Here is a 23,228-nt window from a genome sequence, read left to right as displayed (position 1 = left end):
GCCGATGTCATTGGCGCTGCCGACACTCCGGGGCTTCCCTCCCCTGAAGGTCCGGTCTCGATGCGAACGTCTGCGCGCTTTCCCCGTGTCTCGCTGCTTGCCCTGCTGATCGCCCCCGCACTGGACGCCCTGGCCGAAGCACCGCAGGGCGATGCCGCTGACGCGCGCAGCAGTGAGGCCCGCACCCTCGACCAGGTGCAGGTGATCGGCCAGGCCACCAGCTACGCAAAGACTTCGGTACGTGCGGAAACGCTGAACCGGCAGACCGTGATGAGCAGCGTCAACGACGCGCTCAACGAGGTGCCTGGCGTGGTGGTCAGCGAAGCCGACGCCACCGGCTCGTCGGTGTGGGGCACGCAGATCAGCATGCGTGGCTTCGTCACCAACCGCGACACCCAGCAGATCGGCACCACCATCGACGGCCTGCCCAACGGCGGCTCGGGCTATGGCGGCGGCTCGCTGGCCAACCGCTACATCGACACCCTCGACCTGGAAACGGTGGAGGTCAGCCAGGGCACCGCCGATATCTCCTCGCGCTCGAACGAGGCCCTCGGCGGCACGCTCAACTTCCTCACCAGCGACCCGCTGCAGGACAGCCGCCTGCGCTTCGTGGTCGGTGCCGGTGACAACGAGGCGCGCAAGTACTACGTGCGCTACGACACCGGCCTGCTCGGTGGCCACACCCGCGCCTGGGTCAGCGCCTCGTCGGCGCGCGTGCAGGACTGGATCGACGGCAGCGGCAAGGCCAGCAACGACCACATTGCCGGCAAGTTCATCACCGAACTCGACCGTTGGACGCTGACCGGCTACCTGTCCTACAACGATGCCGACGAGCCGGAATACACCAGTGTGTCGCCGAACGGCTTCGCCACCAATCCGGATCGCGACAACCTGGTCGGCACCCTCACCGGCATTCCCTACCTGGACCAGAACTACCGCTCCGGCTCGCGCGCCCTGCGCGAGAACACCTTCGGCTACCTGCGCGCGGCCTTCGATGCGGGCAACGGCTTCAAGGCTTCGGTGGCGGCTTACGGACACCGCATGCAAGGTCGTGGCGACTGGCTGCCACCGTACCTGGCGCAGGTCAGCGATGACGGTGCGGGCCGTCCCGAGTCGGAGTACCTCGGTGGCAAGACCGTGTACGGCGGCAGCAACCGTGGCCAGATCTTCTTCGTCAATCCCGACGGCAGCGCCGCGCAGCGCCTGGCCAACTGCACGCCGCGGCTGGGCTTCACCGCCGAATACGATCCGGACTGCTATGCCGGCAACGTGCTGGGCGCGCAGTCCTACCGCCACACCCACTACGACAACGACCGCATGGGCGTGACCGCCGACGTCGAATGGCGGCAGACTTTCGGTGCGATCGACAACACCGTCCGGGGTGGCCTGTGGGTCGAGAAGCTGGACCGATCGGCACGCCGTGACTGGCACCGCCTGCTCAACGTCGGCCAGGACATCGCCTTCGACCACCAGCCGTACTGGGTGCAGTTCGAAGACAAGTACAAGGTCGACGAGCAGATGTACTACGTCGAGGACGTCGCCCGCTTCGGGCCGTTCAGCGCGCGCCTGGGCGTGAAGCAGTTCTTCGTCGACCAGTCGCGGCGCCGGGTGATCGGCGCCAGCGAACACGTGACGTCCGATTCCAGGTCCGATCCGCTGCTCTCCACCGGCTTCACCTGGGCGCCGGGCGTGGAAGGCATGGAGCTGTTCGCGGGCTTCTCGCAGAACTTCGCCGCCATTCCCTCCGGCGTGCTCGGCGAGACCGACCCGCAGCGCTTCCGCAACGTCGAGCCGGAAACCGCCGACAACATCGAAGTGGGCATGCGCATCAGCCGCTGGCCGCTGACGGCCTCGGTCACGCTGTACAACATCAAGTTCGACAACCGCATCGTCTACCTGCCGGCCGGCTTCGTCAGCGGCATCGACTACCTGGGCGAGACCGACGGCGTCTACGAGAACTTCGGCGGCGTGGAAAGCAACGGCCTGGAAGCGGCGTTCGGCTATGGCTGGGACAACGGTTGGCGCCTCAACGCCGCCTATACCTACAACCGCTCCAAGTACCTGGGCAGTGGCGATGCCGCGCGTGATACCCAGTTGGGCATCGTCGACGGCGCCAAGGTGATCGGCCAGCCCGAACAGACCCTCGTCCTGTCGGCGGACTGGCAGGGCGAGAACTGGAACTTCGGCCTGTCCGGCCGTTACCTGGGCACGCGCTATCTCGACGCCGCCAACGTCAACACGCTGCCCTCGGCCACCGTGTTCAACGCCAACATCGGCTTCGACCTGCAGGGCCTGTCGCCGCGGCTGAAGGGCATGGGTGCCAACCTGGTGGTGAGCAATCTGACCGACAAGCGGTATCTTGCTGGGGTGGACGGCCGCGACAACGCCTTCATCGGCGCCCCGCGCACCGTCGGCATCTCCTTCCGTGTGGACCTGTGAGTGAGCCCGTGACCGATATCGGCCGACGCCGGTTGTTGCAGGCCGGCGTTGCCGCTGGCCTTTCCCCGCTGCTGCCCAGCATCGCCCGGGCCGCAGCGATCGCGCCTGCGGCGCAGACCCGCAGTCTGGAAGACCTGCAGCACATCGTGGTGTTCATGCAGGAGAACCGTTCGTTCGACCACTACTTCGGCACGCTGCCGGGGGTACGTGGTTTCGGCGATCGCTTCGTGGCCCCGGCGCCGGCACTGCAGGCCGGCGGCCGCACCCGCAGCCTGTGGCTGCAACCCGATGCGAGCGGCACGCGCGCGATCGCACCGTTCCCGCTCGATACCGCCGCGCACTTCGGCTACATGCGGGTGGACGGCACGCCGCACACCTGGCCGGATGCACAGCGTGCCTGGGACCACGGGCGCATGGGGCAATGGCCGAAGGCCAAGCAGAACCACGCGATGGGCTACTTCCAGCGCAGCGATCTGCCGTTCCAGTTCGCGCTGGCCGATGCCTTCACGATCTGCGACGCCTACCACTGCGCGATGCAGGCCGGGACCAACCCGAACCGGGTGTTCCTGTGGACCGGCCACAACGACGCGCACGCGCGTGCCGGTGGCCCGGTGATCGCCAACTCGCACGACAACTTCCCCGAACAGGGCGGGCACCCGGCGTCATACCGCTGGACCAGCTATGTCGAGCGTCTGCAGAACGCCGGCGTGTCCTGGCAGATCTACCAGGACATGGCCGACAACTTCACCGACAACCCGCTGGCAGGCTTCGAGGCGTTCCGCCGGGCCCACCGCGCAGCGCCAGGGCATGCCCCGCAGCTGCGCGCACGCGGGGTCAGCACGCGTGGCCTGGCGCAGCTGCGCCAGGACGTCATCGACGGGCGCCTGCCGCAGGTCAGCTTCATCATTGCCGACGCGGCCGGCAGCGAGCACCCGGGACCCTCCAGCCCGGCCCAGGGCGCGGCCTATACCGCGCGGGTGCTGGATGCGCTGACCGCCGATCCGCAGGTGTGGAGCCGCACCGCCCTGCTGCTGATGTTCGACGAGAACGACGGCTTCTTCGACCACATGCCGCCGCCGGCTCCTCCTTCACCAGTGGGCACTGGCTGGGCCGGTACGTCTTCGGTCAGCACCGAGGGCGAGTACCACCGCCATCCGGCACCGGGAGACGAGAAGTACGATGCCGCCGAGCTGCGCGGCCGCCCGTATGGGCTGGGTCCGCGCGTGCCGCTGTACGTGATCTCGCCCTGGAGCCGCGGCGGCTGGGTCGATTCGCAGGTCTACGACCACACCTCGGTCATTCGACTGATCGAACGCCGCTTCGGTGTGGCGGCACCGGATATCTCGCCGTGGCGCCGCGCTGTCTGCGGCGACCTCAGCAACGCCTTCGACTTTGCCCAGCGCGATACCCGCCCGTTCGTCCGCGGCCTGCCGGACGTCAGCGCAGTGGCCGCGCGTGCCGCTGCTTTGCCGGGGCGTACCGTGCCCTCACTGCCGGAGGGGTTGGTGGCGGCGAAACAGGAAAGTGGTGTACGCCCGGCGCGTGCTCTGCCCTATCGCCCACAGGCGTCGTTGGCGGCGGTCGACGCCTCGGGCGTGGATCTGACGCTGTCCTGCGATGGTGCGGCGGTCGTACTGCACGTCTACGACCGGCTGCGGCTGGAGGCGGTGCCCCGCCGCTACACGCTGGTCCCGGGCGTGCCGCTGCGCGAGCGCTGGCCGCTGGACGCCCAGGGTCGCTATGACCTGTGGCTGCTTGGGCCGAACGGCTTCCATCGTCACTTCCAGGGTGGGGCAAGGACGCCTGCCGTGCAGGCTTCGATTGATCGCGCGGATGGCCAACTGCGGCTGCACCTGCGCAACCTGGAGGACAGCGCACAGCCGCTGCGCATGCAGGCTGGCGCCTATGCCGGGCACATGCCGGAGCAGATGCTGGCACTGCCGGCGCGCGCGGAAACGACGGTGGCCTGGGACGCGGCACCCACGGCAGGCTGGTACGACCTGCGCGTCAGCGCGGGGGAGAGTGTGCTGCGTTTGGCGGGCCGCGCCGAGGATGGTCGCCCCGGCACCAGTGACCCGGCGATGGGCACCGAACCGCTGCGGTTCGAGCACGATTGAGGAATCCCCTGTAGAGCCGAGCCCACGCTCGGCTGCTTTTTCGGGGCAATGCGACCGGGGCGAAAGCAGCCGAGCGTGGGCTCGGCTCGACAGCGCAGACCGGTAGATTCAGGCCTCCTGCAGCCCCGGCCGGCCGTGCGCCACCGCGTAGCGCTTCCAGCTCTGCACGGTACCGTTCGGCCGCATCACCGTATCCAGCGTCTTCATGTCGCCGATCCACGCATCACGGGTAACATCGCACAGCACAAAGCCACGCTTGTCGGTGGTCGCCTTCAGATTAGGGCTGTGCGCAAGCTGGTTGCGGGCGTAAGCGTCCACGCCCTGGCCATCGGCACCGGACGTGATCGAAGTGGCAAGGAACTCGCTGGAGACCACGCCCGAATCACGATGGTCCTGCACCAGGTCGCTGGCGTAATGCCGGTGCGCGTCGCCACAGGCGGTCACCACGTTGCCGAAGCCGACCTTCTGGATGTGGTCGAGCAGGCGCCGGCGGCTGTCCAGGTAGCCCGACCACTGGTCATCGGACGACTGCACCACCCCGTCCTTCTCGCGCATGTAGTTGCCCAGCGCCACCTGGTGGGCGATGGTGTGCCAGCGCGGCGCGGCATCGGCCAGCCCATCGAGCAGCCAGCGCTCCTGCTTCGCACCGACGATGCTGCGCCCCGGCGATTCCACATCCTCACGCAGCGCCATGTTCACCTGCTTGCTGCGGTACTGGCGGGTGTCGAGCAGGTGCAGGTCCATCAGCGTGCCGTAGCGTGCGCGCCGGTACAGCTGCATGTGGCCGTCGCGCGGGAAGGCCGAACGGCGCAGCGGCATGTTCTCGTAATACGCCTGGAACGCCTGCGCGCGGCGCAGCAGGAACACCTCGCTGGGCGTATCGTCCTGGTCCTCGGCGCCGGCCCAGTTGTTGTCCACTTCATGGTCATCGAAGGTGACGAACCAGGGGGCCGACGCGTGCGCGGCCTGCAGGTCGGCGTCGCTCTTGTACTGGGCGTAGCGTCGACGGTAATCGTCGAGCGTGTAGGTCTGCGGCCCGACATGATTGCGCAGGTTGGTGAACGGCTGGCCGTTCATCTTCCGCAGTCCTGACTGGCTTTCGCCCTCGTAGATGTAATCACCGTAGTGGAAGACGAAGTCCAGCGGTTCCTCGGCGATGCGCCGCCACGCGGTGTAGTGGCCCTCTTCGTAGTGCTGGCAGCCGGCCACCACAAAGCGCACGCGATCCACCGCCGCCGTGGCCGCAGGCAGCGTGCGGGTACAACCGACTGCACTGGCGTGACCTCCAACGGTGAAGCGGTACCAGTAGGGCCGTCCGGGCGCCAATCCGTCCAGTTCCACGTGCACCGCGTGGCCGAGTTCGGGATGCGCGAGCGCCGAACCCTGGCGTACCACCTTGCGCATGCCTTCATCCGCTGCCAGTTGCCATTCGACCACCATCGGCCGGGCCGGCATGCCACCGCCGAACACCAGCGGCTCGGTCGCCAGCCGCGTCCATAGCACCATGCCATCGGCGGACGGATCACCCGAGGCCACGCCCAGCGTGAACGGTGTGCTGGCAAAGCGTGGCGAAGCCAGCAGGTTGCGCGGGTTCAGCGCGGTGGCATCAACCTGCGCGGCCAGCGCGCGTGCCGTGCCCATCCAGGCGCCGGCGGCGGACAGACCGGCCAGGGCCAGGAATCGCCTGCGATTGATCGTGTCCACGGCTGCGCCCTCAGTTGTAGATGATGTGGAAGTAGAAGAAGCGGCCGTAGTCGTCGATCTCGGTGCGGAAGCGCCCGTTTGGACCGGTGCTGTAGGTCGGCTGGGTGTTGAACAGGTTCTTGGCTTCGTACTTCAGCGTCACGTGCCTGCTGACCTTGTGGCTGAAGGCCATGTTGAAGGTCATGTACGGGTCGTAGTACGAGTCCAGCCACTGGGTATCGCCGAAATCGACCAGCATCCGGCTGCGATAGGTTCCGGACAGGCGCAGTTGCGAGCTCTTCCACGGCATGCGCCAGATCACCGAGCCATTGAGCGACCAGTCCGGCTGGTACAGCAGGCGGTCCAGGCGCCGCTCGGTGCCATCGGTGATGCGGTAGTTGGTGCGGCCTTCCAGCCGCGTGGCGTTGAAATACATGTCGAAGCGCTGGCGGCCCCACCGCAGGTTGCGATTGGCCACCGCGAACTCGACGCCATGCAGCGTGGACTCATCGGTGTTCATCGGCTGGGTCACCCGGTAACGGGTGTCGCCCACGTTCTCGAAGGTGGTCAGGGTGTAGATGTCGTCCTTGATCACCTTGTCGAACAGCGCCACAGAAACCAGGCCGTTGTTGCCGTTGAAGTACAGATCCCAGGCCAGGTCGAGGTTGGTGGAACGGCGCGGCTGCAGGTCCGCATTGCCCTGCTTGATGGTGCAGAAGCCCCTGCCTTCCTCGTCGTCGCCACAACTGGTGCTGGTGGCCTGGGCGATGTTGCTCGGCGTCGGCCGGCCCAGCGTGCGGCTTGCAGAGAAGCGCAGGCGCTGGTCCTCGCTCAGCTTGAAGGTCGCGTTCAACGAAGGAAGCAGGTTGTTGTAGCCGCCACTGGTCGTGCGGAACGCCGGACTGTAGGTGGTGCCACCGTCATCGCTGAACGGGCTGTACGCATCGAAGCGGGTGTGGTCGTAGCGCAGGCCGCCGATCAGCAGCAGCCGGTCCCACGCGTAGTGCGCGGACACATAGGCGTTGGTGATGTCCTCCACGTACTTGTAGTCGCTGGTGAAGTTGGCATTGGGATACGCCGCATTGTTGTTGCCCAGTTTCGGCAGCAGTTGCTCGTTCCACTTGCGGTTGTCGATCAGCGGGAAGCCCGGCACGCTGCCCAGCAGCGTCGAACCCGGATACAGGTAATCGTTGAGCGTGGCACTGCTCTTGAAGTAGTCGAAGTCGATGTCCTGCCAGATCTTCAGGTGGCGGTATTCGGCGCCGGCGGCCAGGCCGAAGCCCCGCGCATCGGCGTCGATGTTGTAGCTGACGTCGGCGCGCAGGTTGTCGATGCTCTCCCTGGCGTTGCGGGGGGAGACGTAGGCCTGCGCAGGATTGAGCTTGAACGCGGAGCTGGTCAGCAGGCTGGAATCGGATACCGCCACCGCGTTGGGGAACCCGTGGCTGTCGTTCTCGTAGTCGACGAACAGATTGCTGGGGTAGGCGCGCACGCCCCAGTAGACCTGGTTGTTGTGGAAGGTCTCTTCGGTATGGCCGCCACGCAGGGTCAGCCGCGAACGCTCGCCGATGTCCCAGTTGAAGCTGGCGATCGCGCCCCGGTTGCTGCGGTCCCAACGGTCGTGGCGGTTCTTGATGTAGATGCTGTTGATCTGGGTGGTGCCGCTGTCCTCGGTCTGGTTGCGGATCGGGAACTTGGCATTGCCATACAGATCGGTCTTGTTCATCGTCGAGTTCTCGTAGAACCGGTACGAGTACAGCAGCAGCGATGCGTAGAACGAGTCATCCGAGGGCTTCCACTCAAGCTTGGCGGAGCCACCGAAGTTGGTGATGAAGTTGGTATAGGTGCCGGTGCTGAAGTTGCCAGGCGCGCGCAGCCCGTTCCAGCCCTTGGCTTCGTCCGGCCCGGTGGTGCCGTCGGTGAGGTACTTGCCGGCGTCGTTGTAGTAGTAGTTCGACTCCACCCAGCGCTTGACGCTGTTGCGCGAGCGTTGCTCGTAGCGGGCCACCGCGACGATGCCGAATTCCTGGTCGGCGCCGAACGGGCTGGAGAACACCATCTTGGCGCTCTTGCCGAAGTGACCGAGCGTCTCGTGGTTGCCGCCAGCGCTGCGCTCGACGTTGGTCTCGGCGGTGGAATAGATGCCTGCCACATCGGCAAACACGTACTTGCCGGACCGGTCGAAGGCACTGCGGCTGATGATGTCGATCACACCGCCGATCGCGTCCGGTGCCTGCTCCGCACTGAAGCTCTTGTAGATGTCGGTGCGGGTACCGATGTCGCTGGGAATCAGCTGCAGGTTGTTCATGCGCTCACCCGACCCGCTGCCCCCCACGCTCGCAATGGCGATGCCATCGATGGTGGTGTAGTTGAGATTGGCCTGCACGCCGCGCACGGTCACGTAGCGTGGCTCGCCGGCATCTTCCACCGCACTCAGGCCGGGCGCGGCCATCAGGCTTTCGGCCAGGGTTTCGTCGCCGTAGCTGTCCATCTCATCGTAGACCACCGAATCCTTGATCACCGGCGAGGTCTTCTTCTGGTCGATCACCTCATGCGCGGCAATCACCTTCACCGTGCCCAGCGTCGGCGCGACGATCGCCTCGGCTTCGCGCGGCTTCGGTACGGCTGGCTTCGGCGCGTCGTGCACGGGGGTCGGGTCGATGGCGATGACATTGCCATCCACCACGGTGTAGCCCAGTCCGCTCCCCGCCAGCAGTGCATCCAGCGCCTGCCTGACGGTGGCACCGCGCGGCACCGCACCGGCCATGCGGGCATCGCCATCGGCCGAGTACAGGAACTGGACGCCGGAACTGCGCGACAGCTGCTCCAGCGCGCGCGCCAGCGGCTGTGCCGCGATCGGCGTGGACACGCGCGCCTGCAGGCCATCGGGCGCGGCAGCGACGGCCGGTGCCACGCTACAGGGAGACAGGGCGAGGATGATCGACAGGTAGAGCGTGTTGCGCATCACGGGTCCTTGCAGGAGAGAAGACAGCAGGCGCCGCTGCGTGACTCGGCAGCGGCTTCTCCCATGTAAGAGCCCGCATCCGCCGAAGTGGAGAACGCGGATTCGATGAATTTTTTCTGACAGCGCGCGCTCACACCGGGCTCAGCGGCTGCCGACCCGCACCGTATCGCCCTCGCGCCGCACCACGAAACGCGGGTCGCGCTCGAGGAAGGCCTGCAGCGCACCGATGCGATGCGCATCGAGACTGCCGGACAACCGTGCCGATGCCGCGCCTTCGTCCAGCACGCGCACCTGCACCTGGTTGTGCCGATTGAAGGCAGCAGCCACTTCGTCCAGGCGCTCGTCAAGGAAGGACACTTTGCGCTGCTGCCAGTCCAGCAGCATCGACAGTGGCATGTCCAATGACTCCACCGCATGGCTGCGCGCATCGACCTGCACCACCCGGCCCTGCCCCAACTGCGCCAGGCGGCGGGCGCCCGCGCCCTGGCTCCAGACCTCGACCTCGCCGGAAACCACACCGATGCGCGTGCTCTGCAGCCGTCGCGACACGTCGAAGACGGTGCCGATGTCTCGGATCTCCAGGCCGTTCACTTCCACCTCGAACGGACGGCGATCGCGGGCGATGTCGAACGTGGCCTCACCCTGCAGCAGCTCCACCTGGCGACCGAACCAGCCCATGCGCACCCGCAGGCGGCTGTCCGCGTTCAGTCGCACCTGGGTCTGGTCAGGCAGCACCAGGTCGCGCAGTTCGGCGTGACCGGTGCCATGGATCTGCTCGCTCGGCATCATCCAGGGCAGCAGGCCTGCGGCCAGAACGCCGATGCAGGCCGCCGCCATCCTCCAGCGCGCGCGGCCGTAGCGTGGCGTGGCGCCCGTCGGCGCTGGTGCAGTGCCGAACAAGGGCACGACCTTCGCCGACACCGGCGATGCCACCGGCAACGCTCCGGGCACCCGCGACTGCAGCGCCTCGCCCACCTGCCGGTGCAACGCGAGAGCACGCAGGTAGGCGCGCACATGCTCGGGCGAGCGCTTCATCCATTCCAGCAACGCAGCGCGTCCCGCTGCATCCAGCGTTCCCTCGCGATTGCACAGGAACCAGTGCGCCGCCTCACGGGCGACCTCGTCGTCCAGCCACCGCGATGGATCCCGGTTCATGCGCGCTCCCTGGCGCGCAGCGCCTTCCTGCAGGCTTCCAGCCCCTTGCCGATGTGCTTGCGCACCATGTGCACCGACACCTGCAGCTGCTGGCTGATTCCGGGGCAGTCCAGCCCGTCGCGGTAGTGCAGTTCCATCACCCGCCGGGTGGTCGCCGGCAGCTGCTCGATGGTGCTGCGGATGTCGTTCCAGCGCTGTGCGCGTTCGAACTCGCCTTCGATGTCTTCTTCGCTCTTCAATACTTCGGCCAGCAGATCGACGTCTTCCAGTGGCGGCAGCGACGAGCGTGCGCGTGCATGCTCGCGCGCCAGGTTGGCGGCCACGGTGAACAGGTAGGCTTCCGGATTCTCGACCGCATCGGCGTGCTCGCCGGTGCTGCGCAGCAGGCGCAGGTAGACCTCCTGTGCCAGGTCTTCGGCATCCTCGCGGGCCGAGCCGCGGCGCAGGAAGAACCCACGCAGCAGCCGGCGCCGCAGTTCGTAGCGCTGCTCCCAGATCCTCACGCTGTTCACGGCCGGCCAACCCTCCGCAGGCTGGAAAGCCCCGCAGGGTGACGGTCGTCGATGACAGGGGCGTTTCAGCGAGCGGCGGGCAACCGCTAGACTGCCGCCCCCGCCACCGCGGCGGCCCGCACAAGGAGTGCTCCAATGAACGCACGCACCGCCATCAATACCCTCAGCAGCCTGCTGTTCCTGCTGCTGGTTGCGCACACCACGGCCTACCAGCAGCAGATGTGGCCGCCCAGCCGGGTCGTCCACGTGCATCCGGTCGTCGTCGCCCTCGCCTACGCGCTTGGGCTGCTGACGCTGCTGCTGTGGATCGCCGGCCCGCGTGCGCCGGAGACCACCCAGCGGCTGGCGCGCGGGCTGCCCATCGTTGCCTGGTGCCTGCTGGCCATCGGCGTGGCGATCATTCCGGTGTTCTTTCCCGGCCTGCTCCCGGGCTGATCGGTTGGCACGACCGGCGCACTGCCGATGATACGGCGCGCGGCGCCAACCCCGGCTTTGCAGAGACCCAAGCCCGCGCCGCCTATCGACGCCGGCTGCGCGGGCCTAGGCTGGCGCTCTCGGTGACCGCCACGGTCGCCCTTCGCGTCACGGCCCCGCCGTTGCGACCCCGCTCCAGTGCTGTGCGCCCTGCCGGTGTTGTCGCCCCGGTGGATGTCCGACCGGCGCCCTCTGGAGACAGCCATGAACCCAACCCCGATCCCCTTCGATACCGACCCGCTGGAAACACGCGAGTGGCGTGAATCGCTGGAGGCGGTGATGCAGGCCGGCGGACGGCCGCGCGCGCACTACCTCATCGACCAGCTGAGCGAGCTGGACACCCAGCAGCACGGCGATCTGCATGCCCGTGCCTGGACCGCCTACGTCAACACCATCCCGCCCGAGCGCCAGCCGGCCTACCCCGGTGACCTGGCCATCGAGCGCCGCCTGAACGCGATGATCCGCTGGAACGCGATGGTGATGGTGCTGCGTGCCGGCAAGCACTCGAACGTCGGCGGCCACATCGCCACCTACCAGTCGGCAGCGGTGCTGTACGACGTGGGCTTCGACCACTTCTTCCGTGGCCGCACCGATACCTTCGACGGCGACCTGATCTACATCCAGGGCCATTCGGCACCCGGCATCTATGGCCGCGCTTACGTGGAAGGCCGTATCGACGCGGCAACGATGGACAATTTCCGCCGCGAAGCCGATCGCGAGGGCCTGTCTTCATACCCACATCCGCGCCTGATGCCGGAGTTCTGGCAGTTCCCCACCGTATCGATGGGACTGGGCCCACTCACCGCCGCCTACCAGGCGCGCTACATGCGCTACCTGGAGTACCGCGGCCTGAAAGAACACCAGGGGCGCAAGGTCTGGGCCTTCCTTGGCGACGGCGAGATGGACCAGCCCGAGTCGCTTGCGGCGATCTCGCTGGCCGGCCGCGAGCGGCTGGACAACATCGTGTTCGTGGTCAACTGCAACCTGCAGCGGCTGGACGGGCCGGTGCGCGGCAATGCCAAGGTCATCCAGGAGCTGGAAGGCACCTTCCGCGCGGCCGGCTGGAACGTGATCAAACTGATCTGGGGCAGTGGCTGGGACGACCTGCTGGCCCGTGACCACGACGGCCTGCTGCGCCGGCGCATGATGGAATGCGTGGACGGCGACTACCAGACCTTCAAGTCGCAGAATGGCGCCTACGTGCGCGAGCATTTCTTCGGCCGCTATCCTGAGCTGCTGGAGCGGGTCGCACACATGAGCGACGACGACATCTGGGCGCTGGCACGTGGCGGCCACGATCCGCAGAAGGTGTTCGCCGCCTACCAGCAGGCAGTGCAGACCCGCAGCCGCCCGACCGTGATCCTGGCCAAGACGGTCAAGGGTTTCGGCATGGGCGAAGCCGGCGAAGGCCAGAACATCAACCACCAGCTGAAGAAGATGAGCGCCGACGCGGTGCGCGCCTTCCGCGACCGCTTCAACCTGCCGGTCAGCGACGACCAGCTCGAGGAAATGCCGTACCTGCGTCCGGAGCCGGGCAGCGCCGAGGCCGCCTACTTCGCCGGGCGCCGCCGCATCCAGGGCGGCCAGCTGCCGGCGCGCCTGGCCAGGGTCGATCCGCTGTCGCTGCCGCCGCTGTCGATCTTCAACACCCAGCTGCAGGGCAGCGGCGATCGCGGCCAGTCCACCACCATGGGCTTCGTGCGCATCCTTAGCAGCCTGCTGAAGGACCCGGAACTGGGCAAGCGGGTGATTCCGATCGTGCCCGATGAGTCGCGCACCTTCGGCATGGAAGGCCTGTTCCGCCAGATCGGCATCCACTCCTATCTGGGCCAGCTGTACACGCCGCAGGATGCCGGCCAGCTGAGCTATTACAAGGAAGCCAAGGACGGCCAGATCCTGCAGGAAGGCATCAACGAATCCGGCGCGATCTGCTCGTGGATTGCCGCCGGCACCGCCTACAGCAACCATGGCCTGGCCACGATCCCGTTCTACATCTTCTATTCGATGTTCGGCCTGCAGCGCGTCGGCGACCTGGCCTGGGCTGCTGCCGACGCGCGTACGCGTGGTTTCCTGCTCGGCGCCACCTCGGGCCGTACCACGCTGATGGGCGAAGGCCTGCAGCACGACGACGGCCACAGCCACGTGCTGTCGTCGGTGATTCCGAGCTGCGTGTCCTACGACCCGACCTACACCTACGAGCTGGCGGTGATCATCCACGACGGCCTGCGCCGCATGTATGTCGAGCAGGAAGACATCTACTACTACATCACCGTACTCAACGAGAACTACCCGCAGCCGGCACTGCCCGAAGGCGCCGAGGCCGGCATCCTGAAGGGCCTGTACCTGCTGCATCCAGCAGCCACCGACAACGCCTCGCAGCCGCGCGTGCAGCTGATGGGCAGCGGCGCGATCCTGCGCGAGGTGGAAGCCGCGGCCGACCTGCTGCAGCAGGACTTCGGCATCGCCAGCGATGTGTGGAGCGCGACCAGCCTGACCGAACTGCGCCGCGACGGGCTGGCCGCTGAGCGCTGGAACCTGCTGCATCCGGCCGAAGAACCGCGCGTACCCTACGTGCAGCAGTGCCTGCAGGGCCATGAAGGCCCGGTGGTGGTGGCCACCGACTACATGAAGATCGTCGGCGACCAGATCCGCCCCTTCATCAACGACCGGCGCTTCATCGCGCTGGGCACCGATGGCTTCGGCCGCTCGGATACACGGGAAGCGCTGCGCACGTTCTTCGAAGTGGATCGCCACTTCATCGTGCTGGCCGCCCTGAAGGCCCTGGCCGACGAAGGCCGCATCGAGCGCTCGCGGATGCAGGACGCCATCGACAGGTACCGCATCGACACCGGCAAGCGCGACCCGGCCGCAGTGTAAGACAGCCGTGTTCACCACGCCCGTCGCGGGCGTGGTGAACACCGCAACGCTACGGCATGCGCTTGAACAGGTTGGTCTGCAGGATCGGTGTACCGTCGTGGGCGTAGAACGCCTTGGTCTCGGTCATCGTCGCGTGGTCATCGGCCACCGTGTAGATGCGGGTGGAGGCCGGGGTGCCGTGGTCCACCAGCTGCATCACCAGCGTATTCGGGGCCGGCAGTTTCAGGTTGGCCCTGTCCGCGCCGTAGGTGCCGGACAAGGCACCCGGCGTGCCATCCAGCGCCAACGTGCCGTCGGACTTCATGGTCTTGCCGTCGTGCAGGACGATGTCCACGTGCGAGCTCCAGCGGCCACCCCCGGCATCCCTGAACTCCAGCACCACCCGCTTCGGGCGCTGCGCTTCGGGTAATGCCGAGGTCGCTGTATCCAGCGACCAGCGCCCCAGCAGTGGCGAGGGGGATGCCTCCCCGGCCAGTGCCGATGCGATCGGCAGCGAGCACGCACACAACAACACCGCGGACAACAGCTTCATACGTTGCTCCGTTCCAGTGGAGAAGGCACTGCATTGACGGGTGGCGGGGGCACCGCCTGGGATCGTGCACGGCATCGGCGGGCCGCGCAAGGCGCGGGCGACACGCGACGCCCCCCCCTTCTTGTCCACCCAAAGAGTTACGTTATAACATTTCACTTCACCTTCACGGATCGCATCATGCATCGCCACCTGCTTGCCTCAGCCATTCTGTTCGCCGTCCACACCGCCCACGCTGCGGACGCGCCCACCCTCCCCACCCTCCAGGTCCAGGCCGCCCCGCCCTCGCGCATCGACAGCCGGGTCACGGTCGACCATCCGCAGGGCCAGAACCGCACGCTCGGCGGCCTGCTCGAACACGTCTCCGGCGTGCAGAACAGTGCCTTCGGGCCGAACGCGGGTGCCCCGGTCATCCGCAGCCTCAGCGGCAATCGCGTGCAGATCCTGCAGGACGGCCAGTCCATCCTCGGCATGAACGCGATCAGCGGCGACATCAACATTCCGTTCGATCCCCTGTTCGTGCGCAGCGTCACCGTCAACAAATCCTCGGACACCGTGCGCTATGGCGGCAATGCGATCGGCGGCAGCGTGGACATCGATTCGGGCCTGATCTCGCGCAGCATGGAAGACAAGGACCAGTCGATGGAACTGGTCCTGCGCAAGGGCTTCAATGCCGCCGACGCGCAGGGCTTCCGCATGAACTTCAACAACCAGCGCAACTTTTCGACCAACCTGCAGGTCTCGCGCCAGCGCATCTCGCACTACGACATCCCCGGCAACAGCAAGGCCGCCGTCTGCAACACCCGCCTGTTCCCGCCGACCGGCGGCGTCAACTCGGCGCTGGCCGACAGCTGCCAGAAGGAGGCACGCGTCCAGCAGATCTACAACAAGGCCTCGCAGCCCTACATCGACCAGTTCATGACCGAGAATCCTGACTGGGCCGATGGCGATTTCTCGTTCTACACCAACAGCCCGACCTCGGTCTGGCAGCGCCGCACCTATATCAACCCGGTCAACCCGGCCTATGTCGCCGGCACGCCGTCGTACGTGCAGAAGCAGATCAACAACGATGTAACGCCCGATTACCATCACCGGCTGGGCAACAGCTATGCGCGCAGTTCGCAGGTGGCCGCCGGCTCGACCCTGTTCTTCGATCGCGGCTACGTCGGTGTCAGCATCGATGCCAAGGACAGCGAGTACGGCGTGCCGGGCTTTTCGATGCAGAACCTGTCATTCGGTTCGAACTACGCCGACGGCCTGCCGGTGGGCGTGGTGATCAGGCAGGAGCGCTACGCGCTGGAAGCCCTGCTGCGCGATCCGCTGCCGTGGTTCGAGCGTGCGGAACTCCGGGTTTCCAGGCTGGACAACACCTCGGGCGAGCGGCTGGGCGCCACCAGGGCCAACGACTACGATTTCGAGAGCACCCAGGCCGAAATGCTGCTCAGCCATCAACGCATCGGCCCGCTCAGCGGCCTGCTCGGCTTCAGCCACCAGTCGCGTGACGTCACCGGCAGCGGCTCGCAACGCTACCTGCCCGACGTCGACACCCGCAGCAATGCGGTGTTCATGAAGGAAACGCTGGACTTCGGCTGGGTCGCGTTCGATGCCGGCGTACGCCAGGAGCGGACCGATCACACGCTTCAACCCAGCCGCTTCAAGACCGCGCGCAATGCCGCCAACACGAAACTGCAGGATCGCGCCTACCGGCTCAACAGCTACAGCCTGGGTTCCTATGTGGAGCTGGGCCCCTTGTTCGCCGCCAAGCTGCGCTACGCGTCCTCGCAGCGCGCACCGGAGATCAACGAACTGTATGCCAGCAACGCGCACTATTCGGTGATGACCCAGGAAGAAGGCAACCAGAACCTGGAGCCGGAACGCGCGAAGAACCTGGAGCTGACCGGCCTATTCCACCTCGGTGGTTTCGAGCTGTCGGCCACCGCGTACCGGATGAAGTACCAGAACTATCTCTACCTCGGCTACTCCGGCCTGCAGACCGCCAACCGCCTTCCGTTGAAGTACTGGAAGCAGACCGACACCACGGTGAAGGGTTTCGAGATCGACGTATCGCAGGCACTGGACCTGGGGCGGCATGGCTCGTTGAACATCGCTGCCTTCGCCGACCTGGTGAAGAACAAGGCCGACCACCCTGATTCACTGCGCGCCCACAACGATGGCGAGTACCTGCCGAACATGCCGACCAACCGCTACGGTGCCAGCCTGCAGTGGCAGCGCCAGGGCTGGAAGGCGCAGCTGTCCAGCACGTACTACGGCACGCAGAAATACCTCGGCCGCAACGTCAGCGAAGAAGTGCCGCTGGATGCATTCAACCTGGTCGACCTGCAGGTCAGCCGTGAACTTCCGGTGCGCAACAGGTACATCGCCGGCATGGAAGTGTTCGTCAACGGCAGCAACCTGCTCAATGAGGAAGCGCGTCCACACAACTCGCCGCTGAAATACATCGCGCCGTTGCCGGGGCGTGGTTTCCAGGTCGGTGTGACGGTACGGCTCTGAAGACCGGCCATAAAGAAAAACGCCTGCAGATCGAGGATCTGCAGGCGCTTCTTTGTATCTGGCGGAGTGAGAGGGATTCGAACCCTCGATAGAGCTTTTGACCCTATACTCCCTTAGCAGGGGAGCCCCTTCGGCCACTCGGGCATCACTCCGGGGTTTTCTCCGCGTCTGGTGCGGTGCACCTCAGCGGGGCGTGAATCATAACGTTAATCGAGTGCGAAGGTAAAGCGTTATTCGGCAGAATTTTCGCTGCCGGTGCCACCGGCTTCGTCACCGCGCTGGATGCGCTGATAGATCTCTTCGCGGTGCACAGCGACGTCCTTCGGTGCAGTGATGCCGATACGCACCTGGTTACCCTTGACGCCAAGCACGGTGACGCTCACCGAGTCACCGATCATCAGGGTTTCGCCGACGCGGCGAGTCAGGATCAACATTTTTGTAAGTCTCCATGGAACCGTGTGGAAGGGTATCCCCCACCGGCTTGACGCTCCGTCAAGAAGCGCTACCACGACAAAGGGAAAAGATTCGCAATGGTACCGTCAGCCGTCCCGCTCCTACAAGGAGGGGGACGGCCGGGTTCATCACAGGCGGGGGCTGACCCATTCGACGACTGCAGCCAGCGCAGTGGCAAGGGCGGGCCCGTCCTCACCACCACCCTGGGCGAGGTCCGGGCGTCCGCCGCCCTTGCCCCCGATCTGACTGGCAATGTGGGACAACAGTTCCCCGGCCTTGACCTTGCCCATTGCGCTGCCGTTCACGCCGGCCACCAGGGCCGCCTTGCCGTCCTGGGCGCCGGCCAGCACGATCACCGCGTCGCCCAGCTGCTGCTTCAGGCGGTCCATGGCATCGCGCAGGGCCTTGGCGTCAAAGCCTTCCAGGCGGGCGGCCAGCACCTTCACACCGGCAACCTCGACCGCCTGGCCGGACAGGTCGGCCGTGGCGCCGGCGGCGACCTTGGCCTTCACCGCCTCCAGTTCCCGCTCCAACTGCTTCTGGCGCTGGCCGAGGGCACGGATCTTCTCGACCACATCGGCGGCGCTGCCACCGAGCAGTTCGGCGGCTTCGGCCAGGCGGGCCTCCTCGGCGTCCACGTAATCCAGGGCGCCCTGGCCGGTGACCGCCTCGATACGGCGCACGCCGGCCGAGACACCGCCCTCGGAGGTGATCTTGAACAGGCCGATGTCGCCGGTACGGTTGACGTGGGTACCACCGCACAGCTCGGTGGAGTAGTCACCCATCTTCAGCACGCGCACGTGCTCGCCATACTTCTCGCCGAACAGGGCCATCGCGCCGAAGTCCAGCGCTTCCTGCATGCCCATGGTGTGGACTTCGGCCGCGTTGTTGGCGCGCACCTGCTGGTTGACCTTGCGCTCGATCAGCGCCAGTTCTTCCGCGCTGATCGGCTGGAAGTGCGAGAAGTCGAAACGCAGGCGGTCCGGAGCCACCAGCGAGCCCTTCTGCTGCACGTGCGTGCCCAGCACTTCGCGCAGGGCGGCATGCAGCAGGTGCGTTGCCGAGTGGTTGAGGATGGTGGCGCCGCGGCGCTCGCCATCGACCTGGCCGGCGAGCACGTCGCCGACCTTCAGGCCGCCTTCGGACAGGGTGCCGACATGGCCATGGAACTGGCCGGCGAACTTCTGGGTGTCTTCCACTGCCAGGCGCACGCCGTTGCCGGCAAGCACGCCCGTGTCGCCGACCTGGCCGCCGGACTCGGCATAGAAAGGCGTCTGGTCGGTGATGACGACGACCGCGTCCCCGGCCGCGGCCGACTGCACCGGACGGCCGTCCTTGAGCAGGGCCAGTACGGTCAGGCCGTCGGCCTGCAGGCGGTCATAGCCGAGGAAGCGGGTCGGGCTGAGCGTCGCCACCAGCTCGGCAGGCAGGGTCACGCCGCCGCCGAACTTGCCGGCCGCACGGGCGGTTTCGCGCTGCTGCTCCATTGCGGCATCGAAGCCGGCGATGTCGACGGTCAGGTCGCGCTCGCGGGCGATGTCCTGGGTCAGGTCGAGCGGGAAACCGTAGGTGTCGTACAGGCGGAAGGCGTCAACGCCCGGGATCACGCCGTTGCTGGCCTTGCCGGCCACGTCCTCGAAGATCTTCATGCCGGCATCGAGGGTTTCGGCAAAACGTTCTTCCTCGGCCTGCAGCGCACGGGTGACGGTGTCCACCGCCGCCGGCAGTTCCGGATAGGCCTCGCCCATCTGCTCGACCAGGGTCGGCACCAGCTTGCTGAAGAACGGCTGGCGCACGCCCAGCATCCAGCCGTGGCGCAGGGCGCGGCGGATGATACGGCGCAGCACGTAGCCACGGCCTTCGTTGGACGGCAGCACGCCGTCGACGATCAGGAACGAGCAGGCGCGGATGTGATCGGCGATCACGCGCAGCGACTTGTTCTCCAGGTCGGCGGTGCCGGTCAGCTCGGCGGCCTTGCGGATCAGCGCCTGGAACAGGTCGATCTCGTAGTTGGTGTGCACGTGCTGCAGGATCGCCGCCAGGCGCTCCAGGCCCATGCCGGTGTCCACGCACGGCGCCGGCAGCGGCACCAGGGAGCCGTCCGGCTGGCGGTCGAACTGCATGAACACCAGGTTCCAGATCTCGATGAAGCGATCGCCGTCTTCATCCGGGGAGCCCGGAGGGCCGCCGGCGATGTGGTCGCCGTGGTCGTAGAAGATCTCGGTGCACGGGCCGCACGGGCCGGTGTCGGCCATCTGCCAGAAGTTGTCCGAGGCGAACGGGGCGCCCTTGTTGTCGCCGATGCGCACGATGCGCTCTTCCGGCACACCGACCATGTCGCGCCACAGCACGTAGGCTTCGTCGTCGGTCTGGTACACGGTGACCAGCAGGCGCTCGGCCGGCAGCTTCCAGACCTGGGTCAGCAGCTCCCAGGCCCAGGCGATCGCGTCCTTCTTGAAGTAGTCGCCGAACGACCAGTTGCCCAGCATCTCGAAGAAGGTGTGGTGGCGGGCGGTGTAGCCGACCTGGTCGAGGTCGTTGTGCTTGCCGCCCGCGCGCAGGCAGCGCTGGACGTCGGCCGCACGCACGTAGCTGCGCTTTTCCGCGCCCAGGAACACGTCCTTGAACTGCACCATGCCGGAGTTGGTGAACAGCAGGGTCGGATCGTTGCCCGGCACCAGCGGCGCCGACGGCACGATGGTGTGGCCTTTGCCCTTGAAGAATTCAAGGAAGTCGCTGCGGATCTGGGAGGTCGTGAATTTGGCGGATGCGTTCATTGGGGGCTGGCAGTCTGCGGGCCGGCGGGCCCGGACCACCGGCCGCGTTGGCCAGGGTCGCGAGGGACCGCCGAAAACCTAAAGGGTATCAGGCCCGGCGCCGCCAGTCTCAGTCATCCGGGTCATAGCGGGTCGCACGGCGGATGCTGTCGCCGTCGAAGCCCCGCCGGGCCAGCAGATCAGCGGCCTTGCGCCGCTGCGCCAGGTCCTGCGGACCCGCCTCGCCGAAGCGCCGACGCACCAGGTCGCGGGCGTTTTCCTGCCAGTCGCCCTCATAGCTGTCCATCGCTGCGGCAATCGCGCCACTGTCCAGGCCGTGGGTGCCCAGCTCGGCACGGATATGGATCGGCCCATAACCGGTGTTGGCGCGCATCCTCACCAGGTTCTCGGCGAAACGGGTGTCGTCCTGCCAACCGGCTTCGGTCAGTTTGGCGACAGCGGCCTGCGCGGCTTCGTCTTCAATGCCGCGGGCGGTCAGCTTGCGGGTGAGTTCCTTGCGCGAATGCTCGCGGCGGACCAGCAGGCCCAGCGCGCGTTGCACGGGCGTCTGCTCGCGCGGCCGGCGCTTGCGGCCGGTGGGAATGTCATCGGCGTCGGACATCGGTACTCCAAGGGTGGCGCCGTCCGTGGCGCCCTGCCCGTCCCTGGGCGATTCGAACCTGCGGGACAGGGCGACGTCACTGACGGCGCCGCCCTGCCCCACAGCAAGCCTTACTCGTCGTCGCCTTCGTCGTCGCCTTCCTCGCGGGCCGCTTCGGCCGGCTGGAACTTCTCGCGAAGCTCGGCCTCGAGCTTTGCAGCAACGGTCGGGTTGTCGCGCAGGTAGCCACGGGCATTATCCTTGCCCTGGCCGATGCGCTCTTCACCGTAGCTGTACCAGGCACCGGCCTTCTCGACCAGCTTGGCATCCACGCCCATGTCGATCAGCTCGCCTTCGCGGCTGATGCCTTCGCCATACAGGATCTCGGTGATGACCTGCTTGAACGGGGGCGCCAGCTTGTTCTTGACGACCTTGATCTTGGTCTGGTTGCCGATGATCTCGTCACCCTTCTTGATCGCGCCGATGCGGCGGATGTCCAGGCGGACCGAGGCGTAGAACTTCAGCGCGTTGCCGCCGGTGGTGGTTTCCGGGCTCTGGCCCGGCATCATCACACCGATCTTCATGCGCAACTGGTTGATGAAGATCACCAGCGTGTTGGAGCGCTTGATGTTGCCGGTCAGCTTGCGCAGCGCCTGGCTCATCAGACGGGCCTGAAGGCCCGGCAGCTGGTCGCCCATCTCGCCTTCGATTTCGGCCTTCGGCGTCAGCGCGGCAACCGAGTCGATCACCAGGATGTCGACCGAACCCGAACGCACCAGCATGTCAGCGATTTCCAGCGCCTGCTCACCGGTATCCGGCTGCGACAGCAGCAGGTCGTCCACGTTCACGCCCAGCTTGGCGGCGTAGATCGGGTCCAGCGCGTGCTCGGCATCGATGAAGGCCGCAGTGCCGCCCATCTTCTGGCATTCGGCGATGGCCTGCAGGGTCAGGGTGGTCTTGCCCGAGGATTCCGGCCCGTAGATTTCGACGACACGGCCCTTCGGCAGACCGCCAATGCCCAGTGCGATGTCGAGCATCAGCGAACCGGTCGGGATGGCCTCGACGGGCTCGACCACGCGGTCGCCCATGCGCATCACCGAGCCTTTGCCGAACTGCTTCTCGATCTGGCCCAGAGCAGCAGCCAAGGCGCGCTTCTTGTTCTCGTCCATCGTATTGGTCCTTGCAGAGGTCATGTCGTTGGGGGTGCTGTCTTTGGGGGTCTTCTTTGCCATGGGTTCACTTTAAGTCGGACGTATCGCACAGGCTGAGATTCTGCCCGGCGCTCTGAAAAGAATTATCGGACATCCGTACCAACCTCAGTGGAACCAGAGAATCGCCACAAAAGACCGCGGGTAATGCGCTATGGAACAGGTCAACGGTTGGGCCGAAGCAGGCCGCAATAGAGGCCCTCGATTGCGAAGTCCTGGTCGGGGAGCACCTCGATCGGCTTGTAGTCGGGGTTGCGCGGCAGCAGGCGGATGCGGTCCTTGGCGATCTTCAGCAGCTTGACGGTGATCTCGTCATCGATGCGGGCCACCACGATCTGCCCGGAATGGGCGTCGCGGGTGCGGTGCACGCCGATCAGGTCGCCGTCGAAGATGCCCTCGTCGATCATCGAATCGCCCTGCACCTTCAGCAGGTAGTCCGGCGCCGGCGAGAAGAACACCCGGTCCAGCACCACGAAATCGTCCGAACCGATGTCCGCGCCGATCGGCAGGCCGGCCGCGACCCGGCCCAGCACCGGCAGGCGCAGCACACTGTCAGGCAGGCCCGGCTCGGCCAGCGTCTCCACCGGCGGTGCCTGCACCAGGCGGATGCCGCGGGCCTGGCCGGGGATGCGACGGATCGCACCGGCCTGCTCCAGGGCTTCCAGGTGGTACTGGGCCGCGCGCACGCCCTTGAAGCCGAATGCACGTGCGATTTCAGTCTGCGACGGCGGTGCGCCATCGCTCTCGATACGCTCGGCGATCAACTGCAGGATCGCCTGCTGGGTGTCGGTCAGGTCCATGGTTAGTAGTATTACTACTAACGCTCGGGTCTGCAAGTGCCGGAGCATGCTCGGCGAGCGCGCGAACACCCGGCCGGGCGGCAAAGGCAAAAGCAAAGGCAGCCGACCAGCGGTCGGCTCTACCGGAATCGCTGCGCGATTCCGCGGC

General features: G+C 66.5%; 15 protein-coding genes and 1 tRNA gene. 5 read left to right on the top strand and 11 right to left on the bottom strand.

Going from position 1 to position 23,228, the window contains the following annotated elements:
• Positions 1 to 60: 60 nt before the first annotated feature.
• Both NSQ78_RS08500 and NSQ78_RS08495 read left to right on the top strand, forming a co-directional pair.
• Positions 61 to 2,439 (top strand): TonB-dependent receptor, encoded by a 2,379-nt coding sequence (locus NSQ78_RS08500; RefSeq protein WP_064238134.1) that lies wholly within the window; start codon positions 61 to 63, stop codon positions 2,437 to 2,439.
• Between the two features lie 8 nt (positions 2,440 to 2,447).
• Positions 2,448 to 4,556, top strand: coding sequence for a phospholipase C, phosphocholine-specific (locus NSQ78_RS08495; RefSeq protein WP_064238131.1), 2,109 nt, complete (start codon positions 2,448 to 2,450; stop codon positions 4,554 to 4,556).
• Positions 4,557 to 4,664: 108 nt separating this feature from the next.
• Here the strand turns inward: NSQ78_RS08495 and NSQ78_RS08490 are convergent, their stop codons facing one another.
• The 4 genes from NSQ78_RS08490 to NSQ78_RS08475 all read right to left on the bottom strand — a co-directional run bounded on the left by NSQ78_RS08490 (position 4,665) and on the right by NSQ78_RS08475 (position 10,871).
• Positions 4,665 to 6,260 (bottom strand): alkaline phosphatase D family protein, encoded by a 1,596-nt coding sequence (locus NSQ78_RS08490; protein ID WP_064238128.1) that lies wholly within the window; start codon positions 6,258 to 6,260, stop codon positions 4,665 to 4,667.
• Positions 6,261 to 6,270: 10 nt separating this feature from the next.
• Positions 6,271 to 9,204 (bottom strand): TonB-dependent receptor, encoded by a 2,934-nt coding sequence (locus tag NSQ78_RS08485; protein ID WP_064238126.1) that lies wholly within the window; start codon positions 9,202 to 9,204, stop codon positions 6,271 to 6,273.
• 141 nt (positions 9,205 to 9,345) lie between these two features.
• A complete protein-coding gene (locus tag NSQ78_RS08480) occupies positions 9,346 to 10,359 on the bottom strand; it encodes a FecR domain-containing protein (RefSeq protein ID WP_064238123.1) in 1,014 nt (337 codons plus the stop codon).
• On the bottom strand, positions 10,356 to 10,871 hold the full coding sequence (locus tag NSQ78_RS08475; RefSeq protein WP_049469036.1) for a sigma-70 family RNA polymerase sigma factor: 516 nt from the start codon (positions 10,869 to 10,871) through the stop codon (positions 10,356 to 10,358). The genes NSQ78_RS08480 and NSQ78_RS08475 overlap by 4 nt, the downstream gene beginning before the upstream one ends.
• 135 nt (positions 10,872 to 11,006) lie before the next feature.
• On the opposite strand from NSQ78_RS08475, the gene NSQ78_RS08470 reads away from it, so the two are divergent.
• Both NSQ78_RS08470 and aceE read left to right on the top strand, forming a co-directional pair.
• The gene (locus NSQ78_RS08470; protein WP_057493854.1) at positions 11,007 to 11,306 is read left to right on the top strand and encodes a hypothetical protein; all 300 of its coding nucleotides are present in this window, start codon (positions 11,007 to 11,009) and stop codon (positions 11,304 to 11,306) included.
• 243 nt (positions 11,307 to 11,549) lie between these two features.
• Positions 11,550 to 14,222 (top strand): pyruvate dehydrogenase (acetyl-transferring), homodimeric type, encoded by a 2,673-nt coding sequence (gene aceE, locus NSQ78_RS08465; RefSeq protein WP_064238120.1) that lies wholly within the window; start codon positions 11,550 to 11,552, stop codon positions 14,220 to 14,222.
• 49 nt (positions 14,223 to 14,271) lie between these two features.
• Here the strand turns inward: aceE and NSQ78_RS08460 are convergent, their stop codons facing one another.
• Complete coding sequence (locus tag NSQ78_RS08460; RefSeq protein WP_049469030.1) at positions 14,272 to 14,754, bottom strand: hypothetical protein; 483 nt, start codon at positions 14,752 to 14,754, stop codon at positions 14,272 to 14,274.
• Between the two features lie 177 nt (positions 14,755 to 14,931).
• Here NSQ78_RS08460 and NSQ78_RS08455 point away from each other — a divergent pair, with 177 nt between their 5' ends.
• A complete protein-coding gene (locus NSQ78_RS08455; protein WP_064238118.1) occupies positions 14,932 to 17,262 on the top strand; it encodes a TonB-dependent receptor in 2,331 nt (776 codons plus the stop codon).
• 59 nt (positions 17,263 to 17,321) lie between these two features.
• Here the strand turns inward: NSQ78_RS08455 and NSQ78_RS08450 are convergent.
• The 6 genes from NSQ78_RS08450 to lexA all read right to left on the bottom strand — a co-directional run bounded on the left by NSQ78_RS08450 (position 17,322) and on the right by lexA (position 23,080).
• Positions 17,322 to 17,414 (bottom strand) — tRNA-Ser (locus NSQ78_RS08450).
• Positions 17,415 to 17,492: 78 nt separating this feature from the next.
• A complete protein-coding gene (csrA, locus tag NSQ78_RS08445) occupies positions 17,493 to 17,696 on the bottom strand; it encodes a carbon storage regulator CsrA (RefSeq protein ID WP_004152909.1) in 204 nt (67 codons plus the stop codon).
• A gap of 147 nt (positions 17,697 to 17,843) precedes the next feature.
• On the bottom strand, positions 17,844 to 20,492 hold the full coding sequence (gene alaS, locus NSQ78_RS08440) for an alanine--tRNA ligase (protein WP_064238116.1): 2,649 nt from the start codon (positions 20,490 to 20,492) through the stop codon (positions 17,844 to 17,846).
• 109 nt (positions 20,493 to 20,601) lie between these two features.
• Entirely contained in the window at positions 20,602 to 21,093 is a 492-nt protein-coding gene (recX, locus tag NSQ78_RS08435) for a recombination regulator RecX (RefSeq protein WP_049469023.1), read from the bottom strand.
• A 110-nt stretch (positions 21,094 to 21,203) separates the two neighbouring features.
• Positions 21,204 to 22,241 (bottom strand): recombinase RecA, encoded by a 1,038-nt coding sequence (gene recA, locus NSQ78_RS08430; RefSeq protein WP_049420399.1) that lies wholly within the window; start codon positions 22,239 to 22,241, stop codon positions 21,204 to 21,206.
• 203 nt (positions 22,242 to 22,444) lie between these two features.
• The gene (lexA, locus tag NSQ78_RS08425; RefSeq protein WP_046429914.1) at positions 22,445 to 23,080 is read right to left on the bottom strand and encodes a transcriptional repressor LexA; all 636 of its coding nucleotides are present in this window, start codon (positions 23,078 to 23,080) and stop codon (positions 22,445 to 22,447) included.
• Positions 23,081 to 23,228 lie beyond the last annotated feature (148 nt).

The organism is Stenotrophomonas sp. FSL W7-1447, from assembly GCF_037966425.1.
GTDB classification, from domain to species: domain Bacteria; phylum Pseudomonadota; class Gammaproteobacteria; order Xanthomonadales; family Xanthomonadaceae; genus Stenotrophomonas; species Stenotrophomonas pavanii.
Note: the sequence above shows the minus strand (reverse complement) of the source record. Positions and strands in the feature narration are given on the sequence as shown.